The sequence below is a fragment of the Thiocapsa sp. genome (assembly GCF_018399035.1).
GTDB lineage: Bacteria > Pseudomonadota > Gammaproteobacteria > Chromatiales > Chromatiaceae > Thiocapsa.
Map to the genome: position 1 here is coordinate 5,179,650 of NZ_CP073760.1, position 25,767 is coordinate 5,205,416.

At 64.1% G+C, this 25,767-nt stretch carries 27 protein-coding genes; 15 read left to right on the top strand and 12 right to left on the bottom strand.

Annotated features, from left to right (window positions below):
• Positions 1 to 54 precede the first annotated feature (54 nt).
• From KFB96_RS23605 to KFB96_RS23620, 4 genes are all read right to left on the bottom strand, one after another.
• Complete coding sequence (locus tag KFB96_RS23605; protein ID WP_213456268.1) at positions 55 to 483, bottom strand: phosphate-starvation-inducible PsiE family protein; 429 nt, start codon at positions 481 to 483, stop codon at positions 55 to 57.
• On the bottom strand, positions 480 to 968 hold the full coding sequence (locus KFB96_RS23610; RefSeq protein ID WP_213456266.1) for a L,D-transpeptidase family protein: 489 nt from the start codon (positions 966 to 968) through the stop codon (positions 480 to 482). The genes KFB96_RS23605 and KFB96_RS23610 overlap by 4 nt, the downstream gene beginning before the upstream one ends.
• An 85-nt stretch (positions 969 to 1,053) precedes the next feature.
• Positions 1,054 to 1,425, bottom strand: coding sequence for a DUF2237 domain-containing protein (locus KFB96_RS23615; RefSeq protein WP_213456265.1), 372 nt, complete (start codon positions 1,423 to 1,425; stop codon positions 1,054 to 1,056).
• A gap of 76 nt (positions 1,426 to 1,501) precedes the next feature.
• Positions 1,502 to 2,920 (bottom strand): transglycosylase SLT domain-containing protein, encoded by a 1,419-nt coding sequence (locus KFB96_RS23620; protein ID WP_213456263.1) that lies wholly within the window; start codon positions 2,918 to 2,920, stop codon positions 1,502 to 1,504.
• Positions 2,921 to 3,100: 180 nt separating this feature from the next.
• On the opposite strand from KFB96_RS23620, the gene KFB96_RS23625 reads away from it, so the two are divergent.
• The 3 genes from KFB96_RS23625 to dnaQ all read left to right on the top strand — a co-directional run bounded on the left by KFB96_RS23625 (position 3,101) and on the right by dnaQ (position 5,197).
• The gene (locus KFB96_RS23625; protein ID WP_213456262.1) at positions 3,101 to 3,862 is read left to right on the top strand and encodes a methyltransferase domain-containing protein; all 762 of its coding nucleotides are present in this window, start codon (positions 3,101 to 3,103) and stop codon (positions 3,860 to 3,862) included.
• A complete protein-coding gene (rnhA, locus tag KFB96_RS23630) occupies positions 3,855 to 4,286 on the top strand; it encodes a ribonuclease HI (RefSeq protein WP_213456260.1) in 432 nt (143 codons plus the stop codon). Before KFB96_RS23625 ends, rnhA begins: the two co-directional genes overlap by 8 nt.
• A 188-nt stretch (positions 4,287 to 4,474) precedes the next feature.
• Positions 4,475 to 5,197: a DNA polymerase III subunit epsilon gene (dnaQ, locus tag KFB96_RS23635; protein WP_213456258.1), complete on the top strand. Its 723-nt coding sequence runs from the start codon at positions 4,475 to 4,477 to the stop codon at positions 5,195 to 5,197.
• Between the two features lie 170 nt (positions 5,198 to 5,367).
• Here the strand turns inward: dnaQ and fnr are convergent, their stop codons facing one another.
• On the bottom strand, positions 5,368 to 6,126 hold the full coding sequence (fnr, locus tag KFB96_RS23640; RefSeq protein WP_213456255.1) for a fumarate/nitrate reduction transcriptional regulator Fnr: 759 nt from the start codon (positions 6,124 to 6,126) through the stop codon (positions 5,368 to 5,370).
• Between the two features lie 377 nt (positions 6,127 to 6,503).
• Between fnr and KFB96_RS23645 the strand changes: the two genes are divergently transcribed.
• From KFB96_RS23645 to KFB96_RS23695, 11 genes are all read left to right on the top strand, one after another.
• Positions 6,504 to 8,147 (top strand): CTP synthase, encoded by a 1,644-nt coding sequence (locus tag KFB96_RS23645; protein ID WP_213457015.1) that lies wholly within the window; start codon positions 6,504 to 6,506, stop codon positions 8,145 to 8,147.
• The gene (gene kdsA / locus KFB96_RS23650) at positions 8,147 to 8,980 is read left to right on the top strand and encodes a 3-deoxy-8-phosphooctulonate synthase (RefSeq protein WP_366931465.1); all 834 of its coding nucleotides are present in this window, start codon (positions 8,147 to 8,149) and stop codon (positions 8,978 to 8,980) included. Before KFB96_RS23645 ends, kdsA begins: the two co-directional genes overlap by 1 nt.
• Positions 8,981 to 9,113: 133 nt before the next feature.
• The gene (eno, locus tag KFB96_RS23655; protein ID WP_213456251.1) at positions 9,114 to 10,391 is read left to right on the top strand and encodes a phosphopyruvate hydratase; all 1,278 of its coding nucleotides are present in this window, start codon (positions 9,114 to 9,116) and stop codon (positions 10,389 to 10,391) included.
• A 61-nt stretch (positions 10,392 to 10,452) separates the two neighbouring features.
• Positions 10,453 to 10,761 carry a cell division protein FtsB gene (ftsB, locus tag KFB96_RS23660; protein ID WP_300970890.1) on the top strand — a complete coding sequence of 103 codons (309 nt, stop codon included), beginning with the start codon at positions 10,453 to 10,455 and terminating at the stop codon, positions 10,759 to 10,761.
• The gene (gene ispD / locus KFB96_RS23665; RefSeq protein WP_213456247.1) at positions 10,758 to 11,468 is read left to right on the top strand and encodes a 2-C-methyl-D-erythritol 4-phosphate cytidylyltransferase; all 711 of its coding nucleotides are present in this window, start codon (positions 10,758 to 10,760) and stop codon (positions 11,466 to 11,468) included. Before ftsB ends, ispD begins: the two co-directional genes overlap by 4 nt.
• Positions 11,469 to 11,568: 100 nt before the next feature.
• On the top strand, positions 11,569 to 12,042 hold the full coding sequence (gene ispF, locus KFB96_RS23670) for a 2-C-methyl-D-erythritol 2,4-cyclodiphosphate synthase (protein ID WP_213456245.1): 474 nt from the start codon (positions 11,569 to 11,571) through the stop codon (positions 12,040 to 12,042).
• A 1-nt stretch (position 12,043) separates the two neighbouring features.
• Positions 12,044 to 13,093 carry a tRNA pseudouridine(13) synthase TruD gene (gene truD / locus KFB96_RS23675; RefSeq protein ID WP_213456243.1) on the top strand — a complete coding sequence of 350 codons (1,050 nt, stop codon included), beginning with the start codon at positions 12,044 to 12,046 and terminating at the stop codon, positions 13,091 to 13,093.
• A 124-nt stretch (positions 13,094 to 13,217) separates the two neighbouring features.
• Positions 13,218 to 14,480: an MgtC/SapB family protein gene (locus tag KFB96_RS23680; RefSeq protein ID WP_213456240.1), complete on the top strand. Its 1,263-nt coding sequence runs from the start codon at positions 13,218 to 13,220 to the stop codon at positions 14,478 to 14,480.
• A gap of 23 nt (positions 14,481 to 14,503) precedes the next feature.
• Positions 14,504 to 15,094, top strand: coding sequence for a hypothetical protein (locus KFB96_RS23685; RefSeq protein WP_213456238.1), 591 nt, complete (start codon positions 14,504 to 14,506; stop codon positions 15,092 to 15,094).
• A 37-nt stretch (positions 15,095 to 15,131) separates the two neighbouring features.
• Positions 15,132 to 15,650 carry a protein disulfide oxidoreductase gene (locus KFB96_RS23690; protein WP_300970895.1) on the top strand — a complete coding sequence of 173 codons (519 nt, stop codon included), beginning with the start codon at positions 15,132 to 15,134 and terminating at the stop codon, positions 15,648 to 15,650.
• Between the two features lie 141 nt (positions 15,651 to 15,791).
• A complete protein-coding gene (locus KFB96_RS23695; protein WP_213456235.1) occupies positions 15,792 to 16,151 on the top strand; it encodes a sulfur globule family protein in 360 nt (119 codons plus the stop codon).
• Positions 16,152 to 16,445: 294 nt separating this feature from the next.
• On the opposite strand, the gene KFB96_RS23700 is transcribed toward KFB96_RS23695, so the two are convergent.
• The gene (locus KFB96_RS23700; RefSeq protein WP_213456047.1) at positions 16,446 to 16,616 is read right to left on the bottom strand and encodes a YlcI/YnfO family protein; all 171 of its coding nucleotides are present in this window, start codon (positions 16,614 to 16,616) and stop codon (positions 16,446 to 16,448) included.
• Positions 16,617 to 16,659: 43 nt separating this feature from the next.
• Between KFB96_RS23700 and KFB96_RS23705 the strand changes: the two genes are divergently transcribed.
• Complete coding sequence (locus tag KFB96_RS23705; protein ID WP_213456233.1) at positions 16,660 to 17,928, top strand: RNA-guided endonuclease TnpB family protein; 1,269 nt, start codon at positions 16,660 to 16,662, stop codon at positions 17,926 to 17,928.
• Positions 17,929 to 17,939: 11 nt separating this feature from the next.
• On the opposite strand, the gene KFB96_RS23710 is transcribed toward KFB96_RS23705, so the two are convergent.
• The 6 genes from KFB96_RS23710 to KFB96_RS23735 all read right to left on the bottom strand — a co-directional run bounded on the left by KFB96_RS23710 (position 17,940) and on the right by KFB96_RS23735 (position 25,571).
• Positions 17,940 to 18,878, bottom strand: a complete 939-nt coding sequence (locus KFB96_RS23710; RefSeq protein WP_213456231.1) for a carbon-nitrogen hydrolase family protein — start codon at positions 18,876 to 18,878, stop codon at positions 17,940 to 17,942.
• An 85-nt stretch (positions 18,879 to 18,963) separates the two neighbouring features.
• Positions 18,964 to 20,352: a glutamate decarboxylase gene (locus tag KFB96_RS23715; RefSeq protein WP_213456229.1), complete on the bottom strand. Its 1,389-nt coding sequence runs from the start codon at positions 20,350 to 20,352 to the stop codon at positions 18,964 to 18,966.
• 63 nt (positions 20,353 to 20,415) lie between these two features.
• On the bottom strand, positions 20,416 to 21,774 hold the full coding sequence (locus KFB96_RS23720) for a VWA-like domain-containing protein (protein WP_213456228.1): 1,359 nt from the start codon (positions 21,772 to 21,774) through the stop codon (positions 20,416 to 20,418).
• A gap of 11 nt (positions 21,775 to 21,785) precedes the next feature.
• A complete protein-coding gene (locus KFB96_RS23725; RefSeq protein WP_300970898.1) occupies positions 21,786 to 22,871 on the bottom strand; it encodes an ATPase in 1,086 nt (361 codons plus the stop codon).
• Between the two features lie 574 nt (positions 22,872 to 23,445).
• Positions 23,446 to 24,462, bottom strand: a complete 1,017-nt coding sequence (locus KFB96_RS23730) for a hypothetical protein (protein ID WP_213456224.1) — start codon at positions 24,460 to 24,462, stop codon at positions 23,446 to 23,448.
• A 203-nt stretch (positions 24,463 to 24,665) separates the two neighbouring features.
• Positions 24,666 to 25,571 (bottom strand): C1 family peptidase, encoded by a 906-nt coding sequence (locus KFB96_RS23735; protein WP_213456222.1) that lies wholly within the window; start codon positions 25,569 to 25,571, stop codon positions 24,666 to 24,668.
• Positions 25,572 to 25,767 lie beyond the last annotated feature (196 nt).

Sequence of the window (25,767 nt, forward strand, 5' to 3'; positions counted from 1 at the left end):
GACGCGTCTGAATGCGGGTCACGTTCGGGGCGTTTGCCCGGACGTGCGTCCCGATCAATGTGCATCCTCATCCCGGCTCGAGGCGCTGTAGGGGAAGCGGACATGCCCAAAACGAATGAGGAGCACGGCTACGGCCAGAATCAGGATGGCAATCGAGGTGGCGATGATCGCGGTCTCGGTCATCTCCTTCATGTCGATGATCAGGTGGCGGGCGAGAGCAACCATCGCGATATAGAGCGGCATGCGGATCGGCAGGGCGCCGGATTGCAGGTAGATGCCGACCATCGTCAGCACCTCGAGATAGATGAAAAGCAAGAGAAGATCGCCGAGGCTCACCTCGCGGCGGCCGACCATCTCCGTGATCTCCTGAATGCCGGCGATGATCGTCGCGATGGCGATCACTACGAGACCGACGATCTCGACCCCGGAGAGCAGACGCCCGCCGACCGACACGATTCGTGATTTCGATGGCTCGGGATTCATGGCAGGATCTCGATCGGGGTCCCGTCGACGGTGAGCGACCAAATCTCGTCGATCTCGCGGTTGGAGACGGCGATGCACCCGAGTGTCCAGTCATCTTCGATCGGTGTCGAGCGGTTTTTCCCGTTCGGTTGGCCGTGAATCAGGATCATCCCTCCGGGAGGCTCGCCGCGACGCTCGGCCCGCCATCGGTCGCCCGGGCTCGGATAGGAGATGTGCAGCGCCTTATGGAAGCGGCTGCGGTCGTTTCGCCGGTCGAGCAGGTAGCGTCCCTCGGGCGTGCGGCCGTCGCCTTCGCGTGTCTTGTGCCCGATCGGCTGAAACCCGAGCGCGATCTCATAGCTCCGCAAAGCTCGGTCGCCCTGCATCAGATAGAGGCGGCGCTCGGCCTTCTTCACGACCAAGCGGTCTGCCTTGCCCGGGGGCTTGCGATACGTTTGGTCGAGGTTTCGTGGCGCGCTCGGATCTGCGAGTGGAAGATACGACATCGCCGGTGCGTGGGCCGAAAGCATCGACAGCACCGCGGCAATGATCAAGGCGCGACCCGCTGCTCGACCTGATCTTGCCCTCGCGTCAAGACAGATCGAAGGCATGCGATTTGAGGTCGGCGAGACTGACGACCTCGAGTGCGCGCTCGTGGGTCGCCCTCAGGACGACGCGCGGGGCGACACCGGCTTCGAGGGCCTCTCGCCACCGCGCGGCACAGAGGCACCAGCGATCGCCCGGCTTAAGGCCGGGGAATCCATATTCGGGTTGGGGTGTCGTCAAGTCGTTGCCGCGGGCGAGACTCAGCTCGAGGAACTCGCGGGTCATGCGGGCGCACACCGTGTGGGATCCCGAGTCCCGCGGGCCGGTCTCGCAGTCGCCGCTGCGCGTGAAGCCGGTCAAGGGATCGGTCGAGCAGACCTCGAGCGGTTCACCCAAGACGTTCTTGTGATTCTTCATCGACCTGTCCCTTCGGAAGTGCTTCTGGACGCGGTAGCGTGCTCCGCCGAAGTGTACCAGCCGAATGCGTCCGCTGTCAGGAGGTCGGAGCCCGCCCCGGCGGATAGATGAGGATCAGGTCGCCCGGATTCAGCCGCGTCTCGGCGAGCCGATTCCAGCGCTGGAGATCCTTGACGCTGACGCCGTAGCGTTTTGCCAGTGTCTTGATCGAATCGCCCTTGGTGACCAGGTGCGTGATCAAGGCGGAGTCATCGGTCGCTTGGACCTTGAGTGTTTGACCCGAGAGCAGTGGCTCGCGAACGGAGATGCCGTTCAGCTCCGCGAGTGTGCGCGGTTCGATACCGGTTGCGCGCGCGATCGAGGCGATGGTCTCGCCGCCCTTCACCACATGGATCTTATGGCGCTCGGCATTCGCGACCTTCGAGCGTGTCGCGGCATTGGATCGGGACTGGGCCACGGAGGCCATGGCCGGCATGATCTGGACCTGGCCCATCTTTTTGCCGATCCGCTGCCCGGTCCCGGCCGGCACCAGAACATGGCCGGGGCCGTCGGGTGCCGTCCGTCCGAGCTTGAGCGCGGGGTTGAGACGCTGCAGCTCGTAGAGTTGAACGCCGGTCGCCGAGGCAACCCGGTTTAGATCGACCGGCTGCTGCGTGCGGACCACTTCGAGCTGGGGGCGATCCGGCACCGGCGGAAGGTTGAGGCCGTAGCGGGTCGGTGCGGCGACCAGGCGCGCGGTGGCGAGGATCTGCGGGACGTAGTTTTTGGTTTCGTTCGGAAGGTTGAGCGACCAGTAGTCGGTCGGCTTGCCGCTGCGGCGATTGGCGGCCTGTGCGGCGGCCACGCGACCCGGACCGCAGTTGTACGCCGCCATGGCGAGCGCCCAGTCGCCGTCGAAGCGTCGGTTGAGCTGCTCGAGATAGTCGAGTGCCGCGCCGGTGGAGGCCAGCGGGTCGCGTCGGCCGTCGTACCAGGCATCTTGTCGTAAGCCCATCTCGAGCCCGGTGTAAGGCATGAACTGCCAGATCCCGGCGGCCGCCTTGGGCGATGTGGCGACCGGATTGAACCGACTTTCGACATGGGGCAGGAAGGCGAGCTCCATCGGCAGTCCGCGTCGCTCGATCTCGGTCACGATCATGTGCAGATAGGGCATCCCTTGCCGGGACATCCTTGAGAGATACTGGGGATCCCGACGGAAGCGCTCCACCGTGCTGTCGATGCGCGCATTTGCGTGTAGATCGAGGCTCATCCCGGTGCGGACACGGTTCCAAAGGTCACCGCGCGGGTCCGCACGCCCGGCGATGCGTCGTTCCATGACCACGACATCCGTGGCCGGTCGGACGAAGCCGTACTCGCGCGCCGAAACCATGCCTGAGTAGCCGGAGTCTCGGAGGTCGTTCTCGACCATACGGGTCTCCGTCGCGCATCCGTTCAAGAGCAGCGTCAGAACGCCGAGCGCGCCGAGCGTGCGCGCAAAACCAGCGGCATCAGGCATGTTTCCCTCCTAAGGAATTCCCGGTAAGTGATTGTTTAAATGAGTTTTCCGGGAATTAGGAAAGCATCATACCCAAAGCCGTCCGTGAATTCCAGATCCGGCCGCAGGAAATTCCGCTCCACGCCCGCACGACACTGCGCTCAATCACGGTTAACATGCGCCTCTTGAAGAGGCATCGGCATGACTGTGCGCAAGGATCCGGGTTCACCCCTGGCAGAACTACAAGACTGGTACCGGTCGCCGCTCGGAGCCGAGGTGGCGGCTCTCGAGAGCGCGTGCGTTCAGCGGCTGCTGAGCGACACCTTCGGCTATTACCTGGTCCAGGTCGGCGTCACCGAGAGCTTTCGAGACGCGATGGCCTCGAGCCGGATCCGCCATCGTATCCTGATGCCCTGCGAGCAGCCCTCGGGCCACGGTGGGCGCGAGATCGTCGGATTGCCGAGTCGCCTGCCGCTTGCGAGCGATTCGATCGACGCACTCCTGCTCCCGCATACACTGGATTTCTCACCCGATCCCCAGGCGGTGCTTCGCGAGGTGGAGCGCGTTCTGATCCCGGAGGGGCGGGTGATCCTGCTGGGCTTCAACGCACTCAGTGCCTGGGGCCTCTGGTCGCTGCTGCGAGGCTCCGGTACGCAGGTCCCTTGGTGCGGGCGTTTCCGCACCGCTTATCAAATCGAGGATTGGTTGTCCGTGTTGGGTTTCGATATCGAGCTTCGCGAGCACATCATGTTTCGGCCGCCGTTCCGGCGCGCCTTGGGGCCGAGCTGTGCGGCATTCGACACCTTGGGGCGGCGCCTCTGGCCGATCCTGGGAGGTGTCTATTTGATCCGTGCCGTCAAGCGCGTGGCGACCTTGACGCCGCTGCGCCCGGCTTGGGGGCGGCGCTCGCTGTTGCGCGGCGGTGCGGCGGAGCCGACGACACGCAGAGCCGGTCATGCCTGATTGCGTGCGCGCCTATACCGACGGTGCCTGCAAGGGCAATCCGGGACCCGGGGGCTGGGGTGTCCTGCTGCGATGGGGTGAGGTCGAAAAAGAGCTCTGCGGCGGCGAGCGTGCGACCACCAACAACCGCATGGAGCTGATGGCGGTCATCATGGCGCTGGAGACCATGAAGCGTCCGACCTGTCTCGAGATCGTCACCGACTCTCAGTACGTCAAGCGCGGTGTCGAGGAGTGGATGCCGCGTTGGAAACGCAACGGCTGGCAGACGGCCGATCGCAAGCCCGTGAAGAACCGTGACCTCTGGGAACGTCTGGATGCCGCCATCGGCGCTCATCAGGTGCGCTGGAAGTGGGTGAAAGGCCATGCCGGGCACGCCGAGAACGAGCGTGCGGACAAGCTGGCGAATCGCGGGATCGGGGGCTGAATCGCGTCCGGCATGACATGCGCGGTTTGCGATTCGACTCGGCGTCGCGTGATTTGGTTTGCGTCGATGCAGACGCGATTCAGTTATTCGATTTTTCCTTTTTAAACCGCGTCAGGTACGAGGCATTTGGAGTCCGCGGGGATTCGCCTGCCTGCAACCCGGCAGGTTTCACTTTAGACGCGGTTTAAATGAGACAGATCGTCCTCGATACCGAGACCACGGGTCTCGATCCTCAGGCCGGCCATCGCATCATCGAGATCGGTTGTGTCGAGCTGATCGACCGCCGCCTGACCGGTAACAACTTCCATCGCTATCTCCAGCCGGATCGGCAGATCGACGCGGGCGCCTCCGACGTGCACGGCATCACCAACGCCTTTCTCGCCGACAAGCCGCGCTTCGCCGAAGTCGCCGAGAGCTTCCTGGACTACGTGGAAGGGGCCGAGCTGATCATCCACAACGCGGCCTTCGATCTCGGGTTTCTCGATCGGGAGATTGCCGGCTGGAATGCCGAAGCGTCGCGGATCGGAGATCTCTGCGAGGTGACGGACACGCTGCTCATGGCTCGGCGCATCCATCCGGGGCAGCGTAACAGCCTCGATGCTTTGTGCAAGCGCTACGGCGTGGATCATCGCCATCGCGACCTGCACGGCGCTTTGCTCGATGCCGAGATCCTGGCGGATGTCTATCTCGCCATGACCGGTGGGCAGGTGGCCTTGAGTCTCGGGGAGGAGGTCGCGACGCCTTCGCATGCCGGGCCGGACGGTCGGCAGCGCGGCCGACTGGATCCGAGTCGGCCGCGATTGCGGGTCGTTCAGGCCGACCCGGCTGCGCTCGCCGCCCACGCCGAGCGTCTCGCGGCGATCCAGACGGCAAGTGCCGAGGGTTGTCTTTGGCTTCGCGCCGAGGGATGACACCGCTCGCGGTCTAAGGCGAACTCCGGAAACCTTCATGCCAAGGGCGTAGGTTATGCCGAGCCGTGCGAGGCACAACCAAACGTCGGCACAAGTTATGCCTCCTATCGTCAGCACAACCTATGGGTATGGAAGTTTGCGGAAATCGCCTAAACCGCGTCCAACGCAGTTTAGCTCTGCTGCTGTTGGCGCCGATTCTGCCCGGCGCCGCCCACCAGCGACTCCAGCGTACTCACGTCGAGCAACTGGATGTGTTTGCGGTCGACATTCATCAGGCCGTCGTCTTGGAAGCGCGTGAAGAGTCGGCTGACGGTCTCGACGGCGAGCCCCAGATAATTGCCGATCTCATGCCGGGACATGCTCAGATAGAAGTCCGTCGCGGACAGCCCACGTTTGTGCAGGCGCTTCGACAGGCTGAGCAGGAAGGCGGCGAGCCGCTCTTCGGCATTCTTTTTGCCGAGCAGCAAGAGCATATCCGTATCGTGTCCGATCTCTTTGCTGAGCAGGCGGAACATCTGATGCTGCAGGCTGGGAATGGTTGCGGTGAGCTCTTCGAGCCGGGTGAACGGGATTTCGCAGATGGCGGATGTTTCGAGCACCTTAGCGGAGCAGGCGTGGATGTCTTTATCGATTGCATCCAGTCCGATCACTTCGCCGGGGAGATGAAAACCCAGCACCTGCTCGCCGCCCTCGGGGCTGGGTGCAAAGGCCTTCACGGAACCGGTTTTCACGACGTAGAGTGAGCGAAATCGGTCTCCGTCTCGAAACAGGAAATCCCCCCGGTGGAGCGGGCGCGTGCGTTTTACGATCTCGTCGAGTCGCTCGACATCGTCCGGGGCAAGGCCCATCGGCAAGCAGAGCGACGACAGGGAACAGTTCCTGCAGGCGATGCGAATAGTCTCCAGCGAGATGACTTTATGGTGGCTCACGGCATCGCCCCTCGATCTTCGGTCGGCAGATTTTGAACCGTCGCTTGATCTGGATCAAGCGAAGATTATCTTCTTGTCATCAAGCCGATCTGAACCCGTAAAAAAGGCCGCGCCCTCGCGGGCGCGGCCTTGACGCGAGCCTGCCGAATCTGCATTCGGTCTACTTCGCTTCGCCGGTCGCGGGGGCAGCGGGGGCAGCGGGCGCTGCATACGGCAACGCCGTAGTAAAGGGGTTGTCCTCTGTCGGAACGCCGGATCCGGTCCCGTCGAGCCCTTCCGAGCGGCCGCTCGGCGGCATTCGCATTGAGCAGTTGCGGGGTTTTTGGTAGCTTGTCGGCGGATCCGGGCCACTGCCCTTGACTGCCTCCTCTACCCCCATGACCAAGTTCATCTTCATCACCGGCGGTGTCGTCTCGTCGCTCGGTAAAGGCATCGCTTCGGCGTCTCTCGGGGCGCTGTTGGAGGCTCGCGGCCTGCGGGTGACCATGATCAAGCTCGATCCCTATATCAATGTGGATCCGGGCACCATGAGTCCGTTCCAGCACGGCGAGGTCTATGTGACCGACGACGGGGCCGAGACCGATCTCGATCTGGGCCACTACGAGCGCTTCCTGCGCACCCCGATGGGTCGCAACAACAACTTCACGACCGGGCAGATCTACGAGAGCGTCATCCGCAAGGAGCGCCGCGGCGACTATCTCGGGCGCACGGTCCAGGTCATTCCGCACATCACCGACGAGATCAAGCAGGCGATCCGCCTGGGGGCCGAGGGTGCGGACGTGGCCATGGTCGAGATCGGCGGAACGGTGGGCGACATCGAATCCTTGCCCTTCCTCGAGGCGATCCGCCAGATGCGGGTGGAAGAGGGGCGCGAGAACGCGCTCTTCATGCATCTGACCTTGGTGCCCTATATCCGCACCGCCGGCGAGATCAAGACCAAGCCCACGCAGCACTCGGTCAAGGAGCTGCGCTCGATCGGCATCCAGCCGGACATCCTCTTGTGTCGGGCGGAGAAGCACCTGCCGGACGAGGAGCGGCGCAAGATCGCGCTCTTCACGAACGTCACCGAGGACGCCGTCATCTCGGCCGTGGACGCGGACAACATCTACCGCATCCCGCGCCTGTTGCACGACCAGAAGCTCGACGAGCTGGTGGTGCGCCAGTTCCGGATCGAGGCTCCCGAGGCCGATCTGCGCGAATGGGACCGGGTCCTGGAGGGCTTCGATCACCCCGAGCAGGTCGTGCGGGTCGGCATGGTCGGCAAGTACATGCACCTCACCGAGGCCTACAAATCGCTCTCCGAGGCACTCGCCCACGCCGGCGTGCACACCAAGACCAAGGTCGAGATCGTCTATCTGGATTCCGAGGTGATCGAGCAGGAGGGGACCGACGGACTCGACGGGCTCGATGCCATCCTGGTCCCGGGCGGTTTCGGAGAGCGCGGGATCGAAGGCAAGATCCAGGCGGCCCGTTACGCGCGCGAGCACCGCATCCCCTATCTCGGGATCTGTCTCGGGATGCAGATCGCCGTCATCGAGTACGCGCGGCATGTCGCCGCACTGGAGGGTGCCCACAGCACGGAGTTCGATCGCCAGACTCCGCACCCCGTGATCGCGCTCATCACCGAGTGGCGCGACGAGCGCGGGCGGATCGAGACCCGTGACGAGGGCGTGGATCTGGGCGGCTCGATGCGCTTGGGCGGCCAGAATTGTCGTCTCGAGCCGGGTAGTCTTGCACGCAACGTCTATGGTAAACCGCAGATCCGCGAGCGCCATCGGCATCGCTACGAGTTCAACATCTGCTATCTGAACGTGATGAAGGACGCCGGGATGCGCTTTTCCGGCTGGTCGCTCGACAACCGGCTCGTGGAGATCATCGAGATCCCGGACCATCCTTGGTTCATCGCCTGCCAGTTCCATCCGGAGTTCACCTCGACCCCGCGCGACGGGCATCCGCTCTTTTGCGGCTTCGTTCGCGCGGCGCTCGCGAGGCGGATGCTCGTGCAGGGTGCCCTCGCATGATGCTGCTCCCGGGTTTCGAGGTCGGGCTGGATCGACCGCTCTTCCTGATCGCCGGGCCCTGCGTGATCGAAAGCGCCGGACTGGCCGAGGAGACGGCCGGCGCGCTCAAGGAGCTGACCGACGCCCTGGGGATCCCCTTCATCTACAAGTCCTCCTTCGACAAGGCCAACCGGTCCTCCTCGGGCAGCTTCCGCGGTCTCGGGATGGAGCAGGGGTTGGCGATCCTGCAGGACGTGCGCGAGCGCATCGGGGTTCCGATCCTGACCGACGTGCACGAAGACACGCCGCTCGGCGAGGTCGCGGATGTGGTGGATGTCCTCCAGACCCCGGCGTTTCTTTGTCGCCAGACCAATTTCATCCAAGCGGTGGCGAGCCAGGGCAAGCCGGTCAACATCAAGAAGGGGCAGTTCCTGGCCCCTTGGGACATGCGCCACGTGGTCGAGAAGGCGCGTGCGACCGGCAACACGCAGATCATGGTCTGCGAGCGCGGTGTCTCCTTCGGCTACAACAACCTGGTCTCGGACATGCGTGCGCTCTCGGTGATGCGCGAGACGGGCTGCCCGGTCGTCTTCGATGCGACTCACTCGGTGCAACTTCCCGGCGGGCAGGGCGATCGCTCCGGCGGTCAGCGCGAGTTCGTCCCGGTCTTGGCCCGCGCCGCGGTGGCCGTCGGCATCGCCGGGCTCTTCATGGAAACCCACCCGAATCCCGATGTGGCCCTGAGCGACGGTCCCAATGCCTGGCCTTTGGACAAGATGGGTGGTCTGCTCGAAACCCTGGTTCAGATCGATCGATTGGTGAAATCGGCCGGTTTTGCAGAGCAGGCGACTTGAATCGAACAACGAGATCGGACACGCGTCGGCGTCGGACCGATCGTCGCGAGACTCCCCGCTGAGGCCCTATACACTCCTGCGATTCTTTTGAAGAATCGCGCCGTTCTTGCTTTTGTTTTTGGAGAGACATGCCATGTCCGATATCGTCGATGTTCGCGCCCGCGAGGTTCTTGACTCCCGCGGAAATCCCACCGTCGAGGCCGATGTCATCACGGCCGACGGCGCGATCGGCCGCTTCATCGTGCCGTCCGGTGCCTCGACCGGCTCGCGCGAGGCCCTCGAGCTGCGCGACGGCGACCGCTCCCGGTTCGGGGGCAAAGGCGTCCTGACCGCCGTCGCCAACATCCAAGGCGAGCTGCGCGACGCGGTCGTCGGCATGGAGGTCGGTGAGCAAGCGGCGCTCGATCGCGCCATGATCGCGCTCGACGGGACCGACAACAAAGCCCGCCTCGGCGCCAACGCACTGCTCGGCGTCTCGATCGCCGCCGCGCATGCCGCCGCGCAAGAGAAGGCGTTGCCGCTCTTCATGTCGCTCGCGACCGGACCCTATCGGCTACCCGTGCCCATGATGAACATCATCAACGGCGGCGAGCACGCGGACAACAGCGTGGACTTTCAGGAGTTCATGATCCTGCCGGTCGGTGCGCCCAGCATCCGCGAGGCGGTGCGCTACGGTGCCGAGGTCTTTCATGCGCTCAAGTCCGTGCTGCAGGGGCGCGGCCTGGCCACCGGTGTCGGCGACGAAGGCGGTTTCGCCCCGGATCTGCCCTCCAACGAGGCGGCGATCGAGGCGATCCTCGAGGCGATCCACAAGGCGGGATTCAAGGCCGGCTCGGACATCTATCTCGGGATGGACGTGGCCGCGTCCGAGTTCTACGCCGACGGCAAGTATCATCTCAAGGGCGAAGGCCGCACGCTCGACTCCGACGGCATGACCGATCTCCTGCTCGACTGGGTCAATCAGTACCCCATCATCACTATCGAGGACGGTCTGGCCGAGGGCGACTGGGACGGCTGGAAACGCCAGACCGAGCGTCTCGGGGACAAGGTCCAGATCGTCGGCGACGACCTCTTCGTCACCAACACCAAGATCCTTCAGGAAGGCATCGACAAGGGCATCGCCAACTCCATCCTCATCAAGGTCAATCAGATCGGCACCCTGACCGAGACCTTGGAGGCGATCGCCATGGCCCACGCCGCCGGCTACACCGCCGTGGTTTCCCATCGCTCGGGCGAGACCGAGGACACCACCATCGCCGATCTGGTCGTCGCGACCGGTACGGGCCAGATCAAGACCGGCTCGCTGTCGCGCTCCGACCGGGTCGCCAAATACAACCAGCTGATGCGGATCGAAGACCAGTTGGGCGACGAGGCCACCTATGCGGGTCGCTCTGCCTTTAAGTGGCTTTGAGGGTTGGCGGGCGGGGGTCGGGCGTCTCCGTCCCCTGCTGCCGACACTCAAGACACCCGTCATGCGCCTCCTGATCCTCGTGCTGATCCTCTTGCTGGCCGGCCTGCAGTTTCGGCTGTGGGTCGGCGAGGGGAGCTTGGCCGAGGTGCATGGGCTCAAGAACGAGATCGCCTCCCAGGAAGAGGAGCTGGTCCGTCTACGCGCGCGCAATCAAGAGCTTCAAGCCGAGGTGATGGACCTGCGCGAAGGGGTCGAGGCATTGGAGGAGCGCGCGCGCCGCGATCTGGGGATGATCAAACCGGGCGAGATCTTCATTCAAGTGATCGAGCGCAAACGCCCGGAGAGCACACCGGCGGAGATCAAGCGATGAGACCGACCCCCGCCCTGTGGGCCGTGCTTCCGGCAGCCGGGGTCGGACGCCGCATGGGCAGTGCGACGCCGAAGCAATACCTGGATCTCGCCGGTCGTGCGGTCATCGACCATGCGTTGGATCTCTTCGTTGCGGATGTCAGGATCGAAGGTGTCGTCGTGGCACTGGACCCGACCGATCGCTACTGGGGCGCGACCGCCTATGCCGAGCATCCCAAGGTGGCCCGCGCGAACGGCGGTGCCGAGCGCTGCCATTCGGTCCTCAATGCGCTCGATGCACTGGGTGACCGCGCCCATGCCGAGGATTGGGTGTTGGTGCATGATGCCGCGCGACCCTGTCTGCGTCCGGCCGATCTGGATCGGCTGATCGAGGCACTGATCGAGGACGAGGTCGGCGGCCTGCTCGGTATTCCGGTGCGCGACACCATGAAACGGGCCGAGCCGGATGATCGCATCGGCGCCACGGTGGATCGCGCCTCGCTCTGGCACGCCTTCACACCCCAGATGTTCCGTCTCGGCCGGTTGCGTGCCGCACTGACCGACGCACTGGCCGCCAACCATCTGGTGACCGACGACGCCTCGGCCATGGAGCGTATCGGTCAAGCCCCGCGCCTGATCGAAGGTCATGCCGACAATATCAAGATCACGCGCGCCGAGGATCTTCCGCTCGCCCGCTTCTACCTGCAACAGCAGGGGCGGCTGGGCTAAACCAAACTCTCAAGAGCCTCCAGCCTCCGGCCTCCGGCCACCGTCGCGCGAGCGTACAGGTGGCAGGAGGCAGGAGGCAGGAGGCAGGAGGCTGTTGAACATGCTCATCGGTCAGGGCTTCGACGCCCATCGTTTCGGTCCCGGACGCCCGCTGGTGCTCGGCGGTCTCGAGATCCCGCACGACCAGGGATTGCTCGCGCATTCCGACGGCGACGTGGCCATCCATGCACTCTGCGACGCCCTGCTCGGTGCGGCCGGGCTCGGCGACATCGGCCGGCACTTTCCGGATACGGACGCCGCCTACGCCGGCATCGACAGCCGCATCCTGCTGCGGCGGGTGATCGAGAATCTCGCCGAGCGCGGGCTGCGCGTGCACAACGCCGATCTCACCATCATCGCCCAGCGCCCCAAGCTCGCGGCCCACATCCCGGAGATGTGCACCCGTCTCGCCGCCGACATGGGCTGCGACCCCGCGCGCGTGAACGTGAAGGCGACCACGACCGAGCAGATGGGATTCACGGGCCGAGGCGAGGGCATCGCCGCCGCCGCCGTGGTGCTGTTGGCGGACGCTTAAGGTGTCGCTGCCGAGCTGGATACCGGTCGATGCCCTACCCCGAGCGCACGGCGCTCCCCTTGCCTGCGGACGCTTGCGTGCTCGACCGGAGGATTTTCGGGTCGAGGAGCAGCTCGGGTTCGCCCCGGACGGCGAGGGCGATCATCTCCTGCTGTGGGTGCGCAAGAGCGGTGCCAACACCGAATGGGCCGCACGTCGCCTCGCCCGTGTCGCCGGTGTGCCGGTCTCCACGGTGGGCTATGCGGGTCTGAAGGACCGGCATGCCGTGACGCTCCAGTGGTTTTCGATCCCGCGTCCGCGCGAGGGCATTCCGGATTGGTCGATCCTCGTCGAGGAGGGCATCGAGGTCCTGGAATCGCAGCCGCATCGACGCAAGCTCAAGCGCGGCGCCCTGGCCGGAAACCGTTTCGAAATCCTGGTGCGCGAGCTCGACCGAGAGACCCTCGTCGGGCTTGACGAACGGCTCGCAACGATCCGCGCGTGCGGAATCCCCAACTACTTCGGCGAGCAACGCTTCGGGCATGACCACTCCAATCTGGCGCGTGCCCATGCCCTCTTCGCCGGGACGGCCGGCCGAGTCCCTCGCCATCAGTCCGGCCTCTGGCTCTCCGCCGCGCGCTCGCAGATCTTCAACGAGGTCTTGGCCGAGCGGGTTCGGCGCGGCGACTGGGACCGTCCGCTCGACGGAGACTGTCTCCAGCTCGCCGGATCCAACTCCTATTTTCTCGCCGAGACCCTCGACGCCCCGACGCGGGCGCGCTGCGAGGGGATGGACGTGCACCCGACGGGTCCCCTGTGGGGCAAGGGCGAGCCGCCTTCGCGCGGATCGGTCCGGCAGCTCGAAGACGCGGTCGGCATGCGCTTTCCGACCTGGTGCGAGGGGCTTGCCGCCTTCGGTCTGGCGCAGGAGCGCCGCTCTCTACGCCTGCCGGTGGCTGACCTGGACGCGCGACCGGTCGACGACGGACTGCGGCTGACCTTCGCCCTGCCTGCCGGCGCCTATGCGACGACGCTTCTGCGCGAGCTCGTCGAGATCGGAGGGTCGATATGATCGGGATCCGGGCGCCTAGGCGCCGATTAGGGCACGCTGTCGGGGGTATCCGCAGGACCTCTTGCGGCGCGGGGCCGACCCCCGCCATGAAAAGCAACCCGAGCCACGCCGACCCGCTCGCGTGATGCTCGAGGAGCCCCATGCCTTCTTCGGGCTGGCTGTCGCTTTGGCTATCGGTCTGCTGATCGGTGTGGAGCGCGGATGGAAGGAGCGCAGCGTCGAGGAAGGTCGGCGCGTCGCGGGTGTTCGCACCTACACCTTGCTCGGGTTTCTCGGCGGGATTTCCGGGCTCGTCACCGGACCTTCGGGCGGTTTGACGTTGGGTCTGATCTTCGTTGGGCTTGCCGGGGCCCTGACGGTAGCGCACGTTCTGGATTACAGGCACGACGAGGATGTCGGCATCACCAGCCTCGTCGCCGGTTTGATGACCTACTTGCTCGGGGCACTTGCGGTGCTCGGCGATCCGGCCGCCGCCGCGGCAGCGGCCGTGGTCACGGCCCTGTTGCTTGGGTCAAAGCCGCTGATCCATCGCTGGATCCACGCCATCGAGCAGAAGGATCTCAAGGCCGGTCTTACCCTGCTGCTCATCTCGGTGGTGGCGTTGCCGCTGCTGCCGGATCAGGGGTACGGCCCCTGGAATGCCGTCAACCCGCGTGAAACCTGGTGGATGGTGGTGCTGATCGCAAGTATCTCCTTTGTCGGTTATTACGCGATGAAGCTGGTGGGAGCTCGGCGCGGCATCCTGTTCACCGGGCTCTTCGGCGGTCTTGCGTCTTCGACCGCGCTGACCCTGCATTTCTCGCGTCTGGCGCGTGCTCGCGCAGAGATGGCCCCCGTGCTGGCCACCGCAATCCTGGTGGCCTGCGCGACCATGTTCCCCCGGATGTTGCTGGTGTCGACGTTGATCCACCCGCCATTGCTGCCGTCCTTGCTCTGGCCTGCCGCGATCATGGCCCTGATCGCCTACGGATTCGCGGCCTTCTACTGGATCACCCAGTCGCACGACGGCGGCGAGGCGGACGCGCTTCTCGACAACCCGCTGGAGCTGAAATCCGCGGTCGGCTTCGGGCTTCTGCTGGCGTTGGTGATGGTGTCGGCGAAAGGGATCGAGAGCTGGGTCGGCGCGAGCGGCGTCATGATGCTGGCCGCCGCCTCGGGTATCGCGGATGTAGATGCCATCACACTCGCAATCGCGCGCATGAGCCGGGACGAGCTCCCCGTCGGCATTGCGGTTTCGAGCATCGTCATCGCCGCGGCGGTCAACAGTCTGGTCAAAGGCATCATTGCAGCTTCGGTCGGTGGCCGTGCGCTGGGTCTGCGCGTGACCCTGCCGTTGCTCTGTGCGGGCCTGGCCGGCCTGGCCGTCGCCTGGTGGACGCTGTTTTGAACCTAAACCGCGCCCGGCGGGGTATGCGATCGGCCGAGCGAGTCGCGCTCGAGATCTACGATCGGCGCATCGCGCGCTATGCCGCGCTGCAGGCCGGCCAACAGGTGTCCTTGGTCGACGCGCCCGATCTAAGTCGAATCAAGACACTGCCGAGCGGGTTGCAGCGATTGGCCGCACCGCATCTGGTTCAGCTGCAAACGGCCTTGGCCGAGCGCGAGCTCTTGAAACAGCCGACCCAAAAGTCCGTTTGGCGCGACAAGAAAAAGAAGAAGCGCGTGTCCTACATGGCGATGCCGTTCGCGGGGAAGGCCGACAGGGCAACACTCGTCGCGCTCGACGCCTTTCAGTGGCGCAACGGTCTGCGCAAGACCGGCGGTGTATTGGATGCCGCGACACTCGGCCTGCTGGGATTGCCGCCGATGGGTGCCGAGATCTTCCGGCCTTTGTCCGGACCCATGTGCTCGGTTCAGATCTGGGCGGGCAGTCCGCCGATCTGCCGGATTCGCCGAGAAACGCAGGGCACGGCCGACGTCCTGCGCATCGCCGGGCGTGTCGACCTCGACCCGGTGCCTCGGTTTGAGGGCCTCTTCGAGGGTCTGCCGCATGTCCGGTGATCAGACCCCGAGCGTTTCGGCTCGGCGAGCTAAACACGTGCGCGATTGGGTCATCAACATCGCGCTGATCCTGGCAATCGTCGGCACCGTCCAATGGTGGAAGGCGCGACCCTTGGCCACGGGCGCGGCGCCGCCGCTCGTCGGCGTCACCCTGGATGGACAGGCGTTCGACCTCGCAGCCCTTGCAGGACGGCCGGTGCTGGTGCACTTCTGGGCGAGCTGGTGCCCGGTTTGCGGTCTGATGGACGGTGCCGTCGCCGCGATCGCCGAGGACCACACCGTGGTGACTGTCGCGATGCAATCGGGCGATCCGCACGAGCTGCGCCGCTATATGGCGGAGACGGGTCACGCCTTCCCGGTCATCGCCGACCCGACCGGGCGGATTGCGCATCGGTGGGGCGTGGTCGGTGTGCCGGCCACCTTCGTGGTCGATCCTTCGGGGCAGATCAGCGATGCCGTCGTCGGGATCGCTACCCAGCCCGGCCTGCGTTGGCGTTTGTGGCGCGCCGGTTCGACATTGCCCGAAGTTGCACGGGAGCCTGCTGCATCAGGTTAGCCGGGTGAGCAACGAGAAACCGCAATCCGATCGTAAATTAGTGCTTGCTAATTTAGTTTATTCTAATATACTAATCGCCAGTGGAGGCCGATACGGACTTCACGCTTGCTGCCAACAATAGAAATCGATTCGGAGAATAGAATGAACAAGCTTGCGACTGCTGCTGCCATTGCCGCCCTCCTCGGTGCCTCCGCTTCCGCCTCCGCTTGGTGGGGACCGGGTGCTGGCGGGTATGGTCCGGGCTACGGCTCCGGTCTCGGCGATGCCTTCAGCGACATGTTCGGCGACGGCTACGGCAACTTCAATTTCGGCATGAGTGGTAGCGGCAGTGGTCGTGGCTACGGGCGCGGTCTGGGTCGTGGCCATGGCTACGGCTACAACAACCCCTACTACGGCTATGGCGCGCCTTACTACGGTGGCGGCTACCCGTATGCCTACCCTTACGCAGCGCCGGTCGCCCCGATGGCGCCTGTTGCTCCGGGTCAGCCCCAATCCAAGTAAGATCCGCTTGAATGCCGGTGCGCCTGAGGCGCATCGGCACAAAAAAGGCCAGGCACCAGCCTGGTCTTTTTTGTTTTGCGGGTGCGATCTGCACGGCGCCAATCCCGATTTGGCAACGTGTCAGATAAGCCGAGCACCGAATCTAATCCTTGTCCTTGTCCTTGTCGTAATCGTAAACGACAACGGTGGCAAAGGTATTCTCTCGTCGAGTTGTTTTCCTTGAAGGAGTTCATGGATGAACGACGCCCCCCCAGCCCGATTGCGTAGCGTGCGGAGCAGAGGGCGCGAGGGCCATCAAGGGTTGTCCGCCCCGCCATCCTTCGAGCGCAGCGAGCCTCGTTCCAGGTAGCGCTTCAACGCAGTCTCGATCAAGTTGCTGAGCGTGCGGTTCTCGTTTTTGGCTTGCGTCTTGAGTGTTTCGAGCAACGCGGGATCGACGCGAACATTCAGTGGAACTTTCGGCATTGATGTATTGCTTTATATTCACGAAAGCAGTACGATAGCACACATGAACCAGCGTTCGCACCACTTTCGTTGTTATCCGACAGCGGCCCAAGCCAAAACGCTCGGGCAGTGTTTCGGTGCTGCGCGCTGGGTTTGGAACACGGCATTGGCGTGGCGCTCGGCGGCCTACAAGATTGACGGCGAACGCGTCACCGGCGTGGACTTCTCGCGCGAGCTGACGTGGCTCAAAACATTGGAGCCGTATGCGTGGTTGCGCGACGTGCCTGCAACCGTGTTCGCGCAAACCCTGCGCGACCAAGACCGCGCCTTTGCGAACTTCTTCGCCAAGCGCGCCCGTTACCCTCGCTTCAAGAAACGTCGCGCGGCGGCGTCGATTCGCTATCAGATCGACCAGCGTATCGTGATGAACGTCTACCGGGCCGGCGAGCTGCTGAAGCTGCCCGGTCTCGGCGCGCTCGACATCCGGTGGTCGCGCGTCCCGGGCGGCGCGCCCAAGATGGTCACGGTGCGCGTCGATGCGTGCGGACGCTGGTTCGTGTCCTTTATGGTCGAGGAGCACATTGAGCCGTTGCCTGCGAGCACGTCCGGCGTCGGCGTCGATCTCGGCGTCAACGACATCGTCGTGACCAGCGACGGGCGCAAATCCGGGAATCCGCGCCACCTGAAGCGCTATCGGCGTCGGCTGAAGCTCGCGCAACGGCGGCTGTCCCGCAAGCGCAAGGGCTCCAACCGCTGGCGTAAGCAAGTGAAGCGGGTTGCCCGCATTCATGCCCGTGTCGCCGACACTCGCTCGGACCATCAGCACAAACTGACGACCGGATTGATCCGCGAACATGGCGTGATCGCGCTCGAAGACCTGAATGTGCGCGGCATGACCGCAAGCGCAAAGGGAACCGCCGAGGCGCCCGGCAAGAAGGTCGCTCAGAAGGCCGGGCTGAACCGCTCGATCCTGGATGCGGGGTTCGGCGAGATCCGCCGACAACTCGAATACAAAGCGCAGTTTTACGGCAGGACCATCGTCCTCGCCGACCGATTCGCGCCGACGAGCAAGACGTGCTCGGAGTGCGGTGCGTATCAGGCCGACATGCCGCTCAAGGTCAGGGTATGGACATGCCCGGACTGCGGTGCGGTGAACGATCGAGATTCCAATGCCGCTCGAAATATCCTGGCAATGGCTGCGGGCGGTAGGCCCGTCGATGTGCATGGAGGGCGAAGAACTCCAAGCGCCACGACCAACAGTGGTTGTGGAATGCTGGCGCCCGTTGAGATGCGAACCAATCCGGAATGTGTCGGCGCGAGTCATGGACGATGAGCGACGACACATTAGGGGCGGACTCCAAAATAAAGTTCAGGGCGCCGATCCTCGAGATAGTCGGTGTTCTCGGGATGGGTCGGTCCGTAGTCGGCGGGCACACAGTCGGCGATCAAGAGTGTCGCTTCGTTCCTTGCGGCGACCATGAGCCCGCCGTGGGGATCGACGATCACACTGTTGCCCAGATAGTGCCCCACAAGCTCGCCCTCAAGGGTCTCCTCGAGGCAGCGGTTGCAGTAGGCGATGAAGAGAGTGTTCTCCCACGCATGTGCGGGTATCAGTGTCTTGGAGACGTCGGGATACGCCGGCGATGTCCAGTTGCCGCCGGAGAGTTTGGTCGATTTGTCCGCGGCGGTCGGGATGACGACGAGCTTGGCGCCATCAAGGGCGAGCCGTCGCGTAAGCTCCGGGAACTCAGCCTCGTAGCAGTTCAGCAGCCCGATCGGCAGGCCATTGATCTCGTGAACGCTGAAGGCTTCGCCTTCCTCCGGATGGGTGTAGCCCGGCTGCCAGATCTTCTTTTCGTCGGGTCCCCAGAGGTGCGTCTTGCGGTAGTTCTTCAGTAGTACGCCGTCGGGTCCGAACAGGGCGATCGCATCGTAATAACGCGTCTCGCCCGCCACGCTGGCCTTCTCGGGGTAGGGACAGATGATGCCGATCGCCTTGGCCGCCGCAATCGCGGCGACCCGCTCGAGGATCATGCCGTTGTTCTCCATCGCCAAGGCGTGGAGTCGGTCCGGGGGCACCGCATAGCCGCTGAGATACAGCTCGGGGAAGCTGATCAGCTGCGCACCGTAGTCCAGCGCTATGTCGACGGCCGCCGCGAGCCGGGCGAGGTTGTGCTCGATGGCCTGATCTGTCCCGGCTGGCCCTTTGTCTTGGAGCACGACCAGGCGGATGCCCTGTCCGTGCGCCGGGGGTGTCGTCTTGATGTAGGCGCTGATGATCATTCGGATCTCCGATCGAGCGGAAGAGGCGCCGTCTGCGTGGATGCCCGGGTGCGGCAAACACCGGGGACGCCGGGGTCGGGGCGTCTCAATGGGCGAAGCCCGGGGCCGGCGCCATCGGCTCGTGGTGGCTCAGGGAGTCGAAATACGCGACCGCCTTGCGGATATCCTCGAGCAGCATCGCCGCCAGATCGGCGCTGAAGCCCTCGCGAATCACGATGCGCAGGACCGCAACCGCCTCGGCGTGCTCCGGCATGGTATAGGCCGGTACCTGCCAGCCGGACTCGCGCAGCTTGCGCGAGACATCGAAGACGTTGTATCGGCTGATCTCGTCTTTGAGCTTGAAGGCGAAGACCGGTATGGCACTGCCGTCGCTTAGGAGCTCGAAGGGTCCGATCTCGGCGATACCCCGTGCGAGTGTCATGGCTGTCTCGCGCAGGGCTTCCATGATCTGGGTATAACCGGCACGTCCGAGACGTAGGAAATTGTAGTACTGCCCGATGACCTGATTGCCGGGTCGCGAGAAGTTCAGGGTAAAGGTCGGCATGTCGCCGCCGAGATAATTGACGCGAAAGACGAGATCATCCGGTAGATCCGCATGGCTGCGCCACAGGATCCAGCCGATGCCGGGATAGACCAACCCGTACTTGTGTCCGGAGACATTGATGGACTTCACCAGCGGTAGGCGGAAATCCCACGTCAGTTCGGGCTGGAGAAATGGTGCGACGAAACCTCCGCTGGCTGCATCGACATGCATCGGGATCTCCAGGCCGCTGCTCGCGTTCTGCGCCGCGAGCGCCGCGTGGATCTCCTCGATGGGCTCGTACTCGCCGGTGAATGTGGTCCCGAGGATGGCGACGATGCCGATGGTGTTCTCGTCGGTTCGCGCGATGACCTCGTCCGGGCGGATCACGTAGCGACCTTTTTCCATCGGGATATAGCGCGGCTCGACCTCCCAGTAACGGCAGAACTTCTCCCAGACGACCTGTACGTTGGCTCCAAGGACCAGGTTGGGTCTGTCGGTCGGCTTGCCCTGGGCGCGACGCCGATCGCGCCAACGCCATTTCAGGGCCATGCCGGCGAGCATCACCGCCTCGCTCGAGCCGATCGCCGATGCGCCGATCCCTTGGTCGGGCGCATTAAACAAGTCGGAGACGATGTTGACGCAGCGCTCTTCGATGGCGGCCGTTCTCGGGTACTCGTCCTTGTCGATCAGATTCTTGTCGAAGGCCTCCGTCATTAACCGCTCGGCCTGCGGCTCCATCCAGGTCGTGACGAAGGTTGCCATGTTGAGCCGTGCGTGGCCGTCGAGCATCAACTCGTCGTGGATAATGTCGTAGGCGAGCTGCGGGAGCATCTCGTGCTCGGGCAGGCGGTATTTCGGGACCTCCACTTGCATGCCGCGTCGTGCGTAGGCCGGGGCGATCAGTGCGTCTGCCTCTTCCGGGCTGATGCCTTCGATCTTTCTCGCAACCATCGTGACTCTCTCCTTCGGGCCAAGCGCATCGGCTTGACCCCGAATCCTCGCACCCGATGCGGCTCAGCTCAAGAGCAGTTTTCGGCCGAACGGCTGATCAGGCGTCGCGTAGGATTCGGGTACGGCCCAGATGACGGGCCAGCGTGGTCTAAAGCGCGCGGGGCCGTCCAGGTCGGTCAGGACGACGCCGATATCCGGGCCGTGCTTGTCGGCCTCTTCGAGCAGCGGGGTGAAATCCGTCCCGCCGCCGCCGTTGAATTCGATGTCTCGCAGATCCGATCGTCCGGGCTTGAAATGGGCGACCCGTTGCACCCGGCAGTCTCCGATCACCAGCACCAGCGTGGCCTCCAAGCGTCGCGTGATCGCCTCGATCTCGCCGGCGAAGCGCTCCATCAGGTTCTCCTCGATCGAGCCCGACACGTCGACGATCACCACCAGTCGCGGAACCGACTTCGCGGAGCTGATGCCCGGCTCCCAGGGCAGGCGTCGCCCCGGGCCGATCCGGCCCTGATTCGCGATGTAGGATCGAGCCGGTCTGGACCAGGAGAGATTGGGCTGAATCGAGAGACCGCGTGCCAGCCGGGTACGCAGGATCTGCTCCCAGGGCGTGCGGATCTTGGGAAGATCGGCGATCAGGGTACGGAGCATGGAATGCGCAGCGTCTCCGGCATGCGCACGCAGGATGCGCTCGCTCCACTCGCGCGCCTGCTCGGCCTCCAACTCGGGTTGCTTCTGCGCATCCGGTTGGGGGAAGAGGTCGGCATGGGTCTCGGCGCCGAGTGACCTGACCCGCGCGGACATCGGGCCGTCCTCGCGGACCTCGGATCGGGACGACTCGTCGATCTCCGCCCGCGACGCGCGACCCTCCGCACCCGGTTGGCTGTCGCCGATGCCGCCGCGGCGACGTCTGCGGGTCTTTTGGGGGCGGCCCTTGTCCGCTGCCCGGCGGTCGTCGATGGCGCGATAGAGGCGCTCGACGTCCCATTCGAGGAGGGCCTTGTCGACACCCACATCGATGCCGAGCGTAGCGAGCAGGAGCGTGTCGAGGTACACCGAGGAGACCGGCAGCTCGAGCCAGCTCAGGTGACTCAAGGCGCTGTTGACGATGGCGTCCGCGCAGATGTTGAAGAGCTCGAGATCCACATCTCCCAGGAGCTGCTGCAGATCCCGATAGCGTTGCGGATGCCGCAAGGCGATGTGCAGCACTTCGTGTGCGACCAGACCCACCTGCAGGTGGAGCGGGAGCTGCTCGAAGGTGGCGCCGTAATAGACGGTATCCCCGTCGGTGGCGACCGGCCCCGGGTCGATCTCGGGCGGCAGATCTCGGTGCTTGACCCAGAGCGCCAGCCCGCCCGTGGACGGCGCGAACTCCACCATCTGCTGAATCGCGCGCGTCCCGCGGTGCCGGTAAAGATCATTCATCAGGATTCAACTCACTCGTCGCCCCGGCGCTGCTCCAGGTAATGCCGGTAGCTCGCACTGTCCAAAACCGTCGCCTCCAGCCCGACCTCCAACGCCCTCTGCATCAGAAGCTCCATCGCGAGCGTCTGGGATTCGCGAATCGGCAGGGGGACCTCGCTGCGGATGTCCGGAAACTGCTCGACGATCTCGAGCGCTCGCGCCAGGGTGTCGTCGTCGGTGCTGGCGGCGAGCAGGCCGTAGATCATGCCGTAGAGCCCGTCGAGTGTGCGGGGCAGCAGTGCGGCGGTCTCCGAACCCGGGCGGCTCGCCAGCAGTCGCACCACGTCGGTGCCGGCCTGGATCTCGCGCAGCACCCCGAAGAATTCCGCCGCGTTGGCGGCCCCGATGCGGCCCTGCACGAAGACCCGTTTGGCGTTCTCGGAGAGCCTTGATTTCAGGACGTTGGAGATGTCTTCCCACCCGCGCGGGCTGGCGCCGATCAGATGGTCGTTGGCGAGCTGCGACTGGGTGTCGTCGAGCTTGTCCGGGCGGACCTTGAGGTAGGCCATCACCTCGGGTGCGAAGTCCATGGCCATCGCATGCGCCAGAAAGGCGTCGATGACGGTCTGGACGTTGAAATGGAACATGCGATCGGCCAGGGCCGTGCCCATGTCGTGACAGACCGCACCGTGGAAGCTGGCGTTGCCCGCGGCCACCACCTGCCAGCCGTCCGGCAACCGATAGTGACCGACCCGACGGTCGAGGATCAACGAGTAGGCCGAGATCTGCAGTCGCTGATCCGCGGCCGTGAGCTCGTCGAGAAAGAGGATGCCGTCCGGCTGGTCGGGCGAGGGCAGGAATTCGGGCGGGAACCAGACCGTCTTGGCGAGGGTATCGTCCGCATAGATAGCGCCGCGGATATCGACCGGCTCGATCGTGGTCAGTCGCAGATCCACCAAGGGGACCCCGAAGTGGTCGGCCACCTGACATACGATCGAGGACTTTCCCACGCCGCGCGTGCCCCAGAGCATGGACGCGCGTCGACGCAGGATCGGATCGGAATACTGCTCGACCAGCGCGGCCTTGGCCGCGGCGATCGAGACGGGGGGGATATTCATCGGATTGCCGAGCATCTTGACTGCTGATCTCCCAAGGTTAAACCGCGACCCGGTACGACATGCACATTGATTAAGGCGGCTCGGCTTGTCGTGATCTCAATACGACTTAAACCGCGCCCAGTGCGGTATGCGATGTTTTTGGATGGGATCGGCCCCGGCGGATTTCAGAGCCGCTGGAGCCGGCGCGGTTTAAGGTATTAAAAAATATAAAATTTTAAACCGCGCCCCCCGCTAAGGGTCGTGGATTCACCAAACTTCGAGCTCACTCGAAAGTGAGCATCTCGCTCTGGACGCGATTTAAAGCGGACGCCGTGTAGGTGAATTCTACCTGTCCGAGAAGCCGGCGGTGTGTTGGGCACGCTGCGCTTTGCCCAACCGACGGGTCTAATCGTTGTCGTTGTCGTTGTCGTTGTCGTTGTCGTTGTCGATTACGATTGCGACAACGACAACGAAAACCGTGGTAAAGGATTTCTCTCGTCGAGTTGTTTTACTTGTTTTTTAGCCGTTCCTAAGTCGGTTGCAGTCTTGGACGATGCCCAAGCCAATCGCGTCTCGATTTCGGCGCAGGGCAGTGTCATGCCTCCTGCGGCGAGGTCTTCGGCATCTCACCGGTCGGACTCGACGGCGCTTCTCGCCAAGCGGACGTGGTCAAGGGTTTCGGGAAGGGCGGGATCTCGATGCGCGGCATCTCCTTCATCGTGAAGAAGAGCACCATGAGCAGGGGTGGGGAGTGAAAGATCAACATGCGGATCAGCGATCCCTCCGAGAGCTCCAGGAACTGGATCGCAGGTGCGCCTAAGATCAGACCCAGACCGATCAGTAGCGGAAGCGCGCGCCGAAAGGCGACGTTCCAACGTGCCGCGACGAGCCGCTCGTGATAGTGCACGGGCGGCTCGCGGAGCGTCTCGGCCAGATGCTCGACGGTTCGGGTCAGCTTCATCTCGGCGTCGCGACTGCGGTCGGGCTCCTTCCCGCGCAAGCGCAGGGTACTCTTCCAGCAGGACTTGACCCGATTCAGACGACGCCAATCCCATCCGATCACCGCCAGCATGTCCTCGGGCAACACAATGGTATCGCCGTCCTCGGCGTGCAGCTCCAGCTCGGCCGGCATGCCGCGCCCGGTTTGCGCCTTCATCGTCAGGGTCAGACCCTCGAACTGGGCCGCACCGCGCGTCAGGAGCAGGCGCGTCGGGGTAGCGGCGTCGACGCCACCTCCCTCGGCGGATTCCAAACGGTAGCTCCGGGCGATCCTGTATCCGCTTTTCTCGCGAAAATGACGCGTTGGGTCAATGGCCTCGATCCGATCGAGAAGCTCGCCGGGATCCGGGCCTTCGACCACCAGATCCGCCTCCAATCCGTCGGGATCGCGCAGGGTACGGGTGAGCCGGAATCGGTCCGGTTTGGGGTTCTCGAGCAGCAGGAGCTCACGCACGCCGCTCAGCTCTGCCCTGTCCTCGCCGTGATCGAACGGCTTGAAGAGAAGGCGTCGCTCGAGACGGTCGCTCGCGGCGAGGTCGACATGCCGCCCGCGCCGGGTAAAGGGCTCGACCAGGGTGAAGATCTCATGGTGTGTGAGTGGATGCGAACTCATGGCAACCCTCGCCGGCAGCGGATGGGGCGAGAGGACGTTGCGGTTTCCAGTCGCCTCCTCTCCGAGCGCTTACTGTAACGCCCGTGTTTCCATCCACAACATCACCAAATGTCAGGTTATTGACCACGGCTTGGCGTTGTCTGCGGCGTGAGCAATGGCCTCTGTCGTGATCGAGGGGCAGAGGCCAAAGGATTCTGTGAGACTTAATCGTTACGAGGCGCGCTCGAACGGATGCCCATGAGCACGACGGCGTCCATCCCGAACTCGACATCGTTGTCGACCTCGGAATAAGCGATCCTAAAATACCCGTCCTCGCCCCAGTCCGGACCCCAACTGTTCTTCACGATGAAGTATTCCTCGGTATCGTTCCATCCGACGATCAGAACGGCATGCAGACCGGCGAGGTGTCCGCTGACATGAGTGTAGATACCGCCTTGGTAAAACAGGAAGTCATCGAAGACCCGGAACCCGACCGCGACCGGTGCCTCGTAGACAGCCTGCTTCAGATCCGCGAGTGTGCGCGGAACGCCGGCCCACAGATTCAAGACATCGCGCTGAGCGATCCAGCCACGACAGGGCGGCGGACGCAGACGATCGTCCGCGCGATAGGCGAGACAGTCTTCCGAGACGGTGCCGATGCGTTTCAGAAACGCGGCGGCGGTCGATAGGTATCCACCGTCGCAGCCATCATTCTGATACGAATAGGAGATAAGGAACTGCTCGGATTCGTCCCGAGGATCGAAACCGTCGATGATTGCGGCCGACTCGAAGGCGGCGACGGTCGCGAATGCCCAGCAGCTCCCGCATTCACCTTGATCGCGAACGGGAGTCACCGCGTCATGGTCGCGCCAGTCGAAGGATGCGGGGAGTGTCGCCCCGTCGGCGACGAAGAGCCACTCGGCGGGTTCGGGTGTCTCGTCCAACCTTAGGCCCAAACGGAGTCTCATCTCCTCCGGGGTTCGGCGTGAGAATGCCGTCTCTCCCGCGGTCCAGGCCGCGCCACGATCGGCAATGGCTTGTTTGACATCGACGAGGTCGATGGCCAGGGCGGAAGCCTGCATGCCTCCGAGCAGACTGCCGAGTACGAGCATGTTCGCGAGATGATTCATCCGAGACTCCTAATGGGCACAGTTCCGTTTCACGATCCCGGATTCGATCGGGGATTTGGTTGCCGGCGAGTCCGAGCACAGCTTAGTCAGTGCTCATAGCTTAGTCAGTGCCCATTAGGTCGCGCAAGACCGAGGTGATGATGTGTGACGGAGTCCGCAGAACTCGCAAGCCGCGTTGCCGCAACGCCGCGCGCAC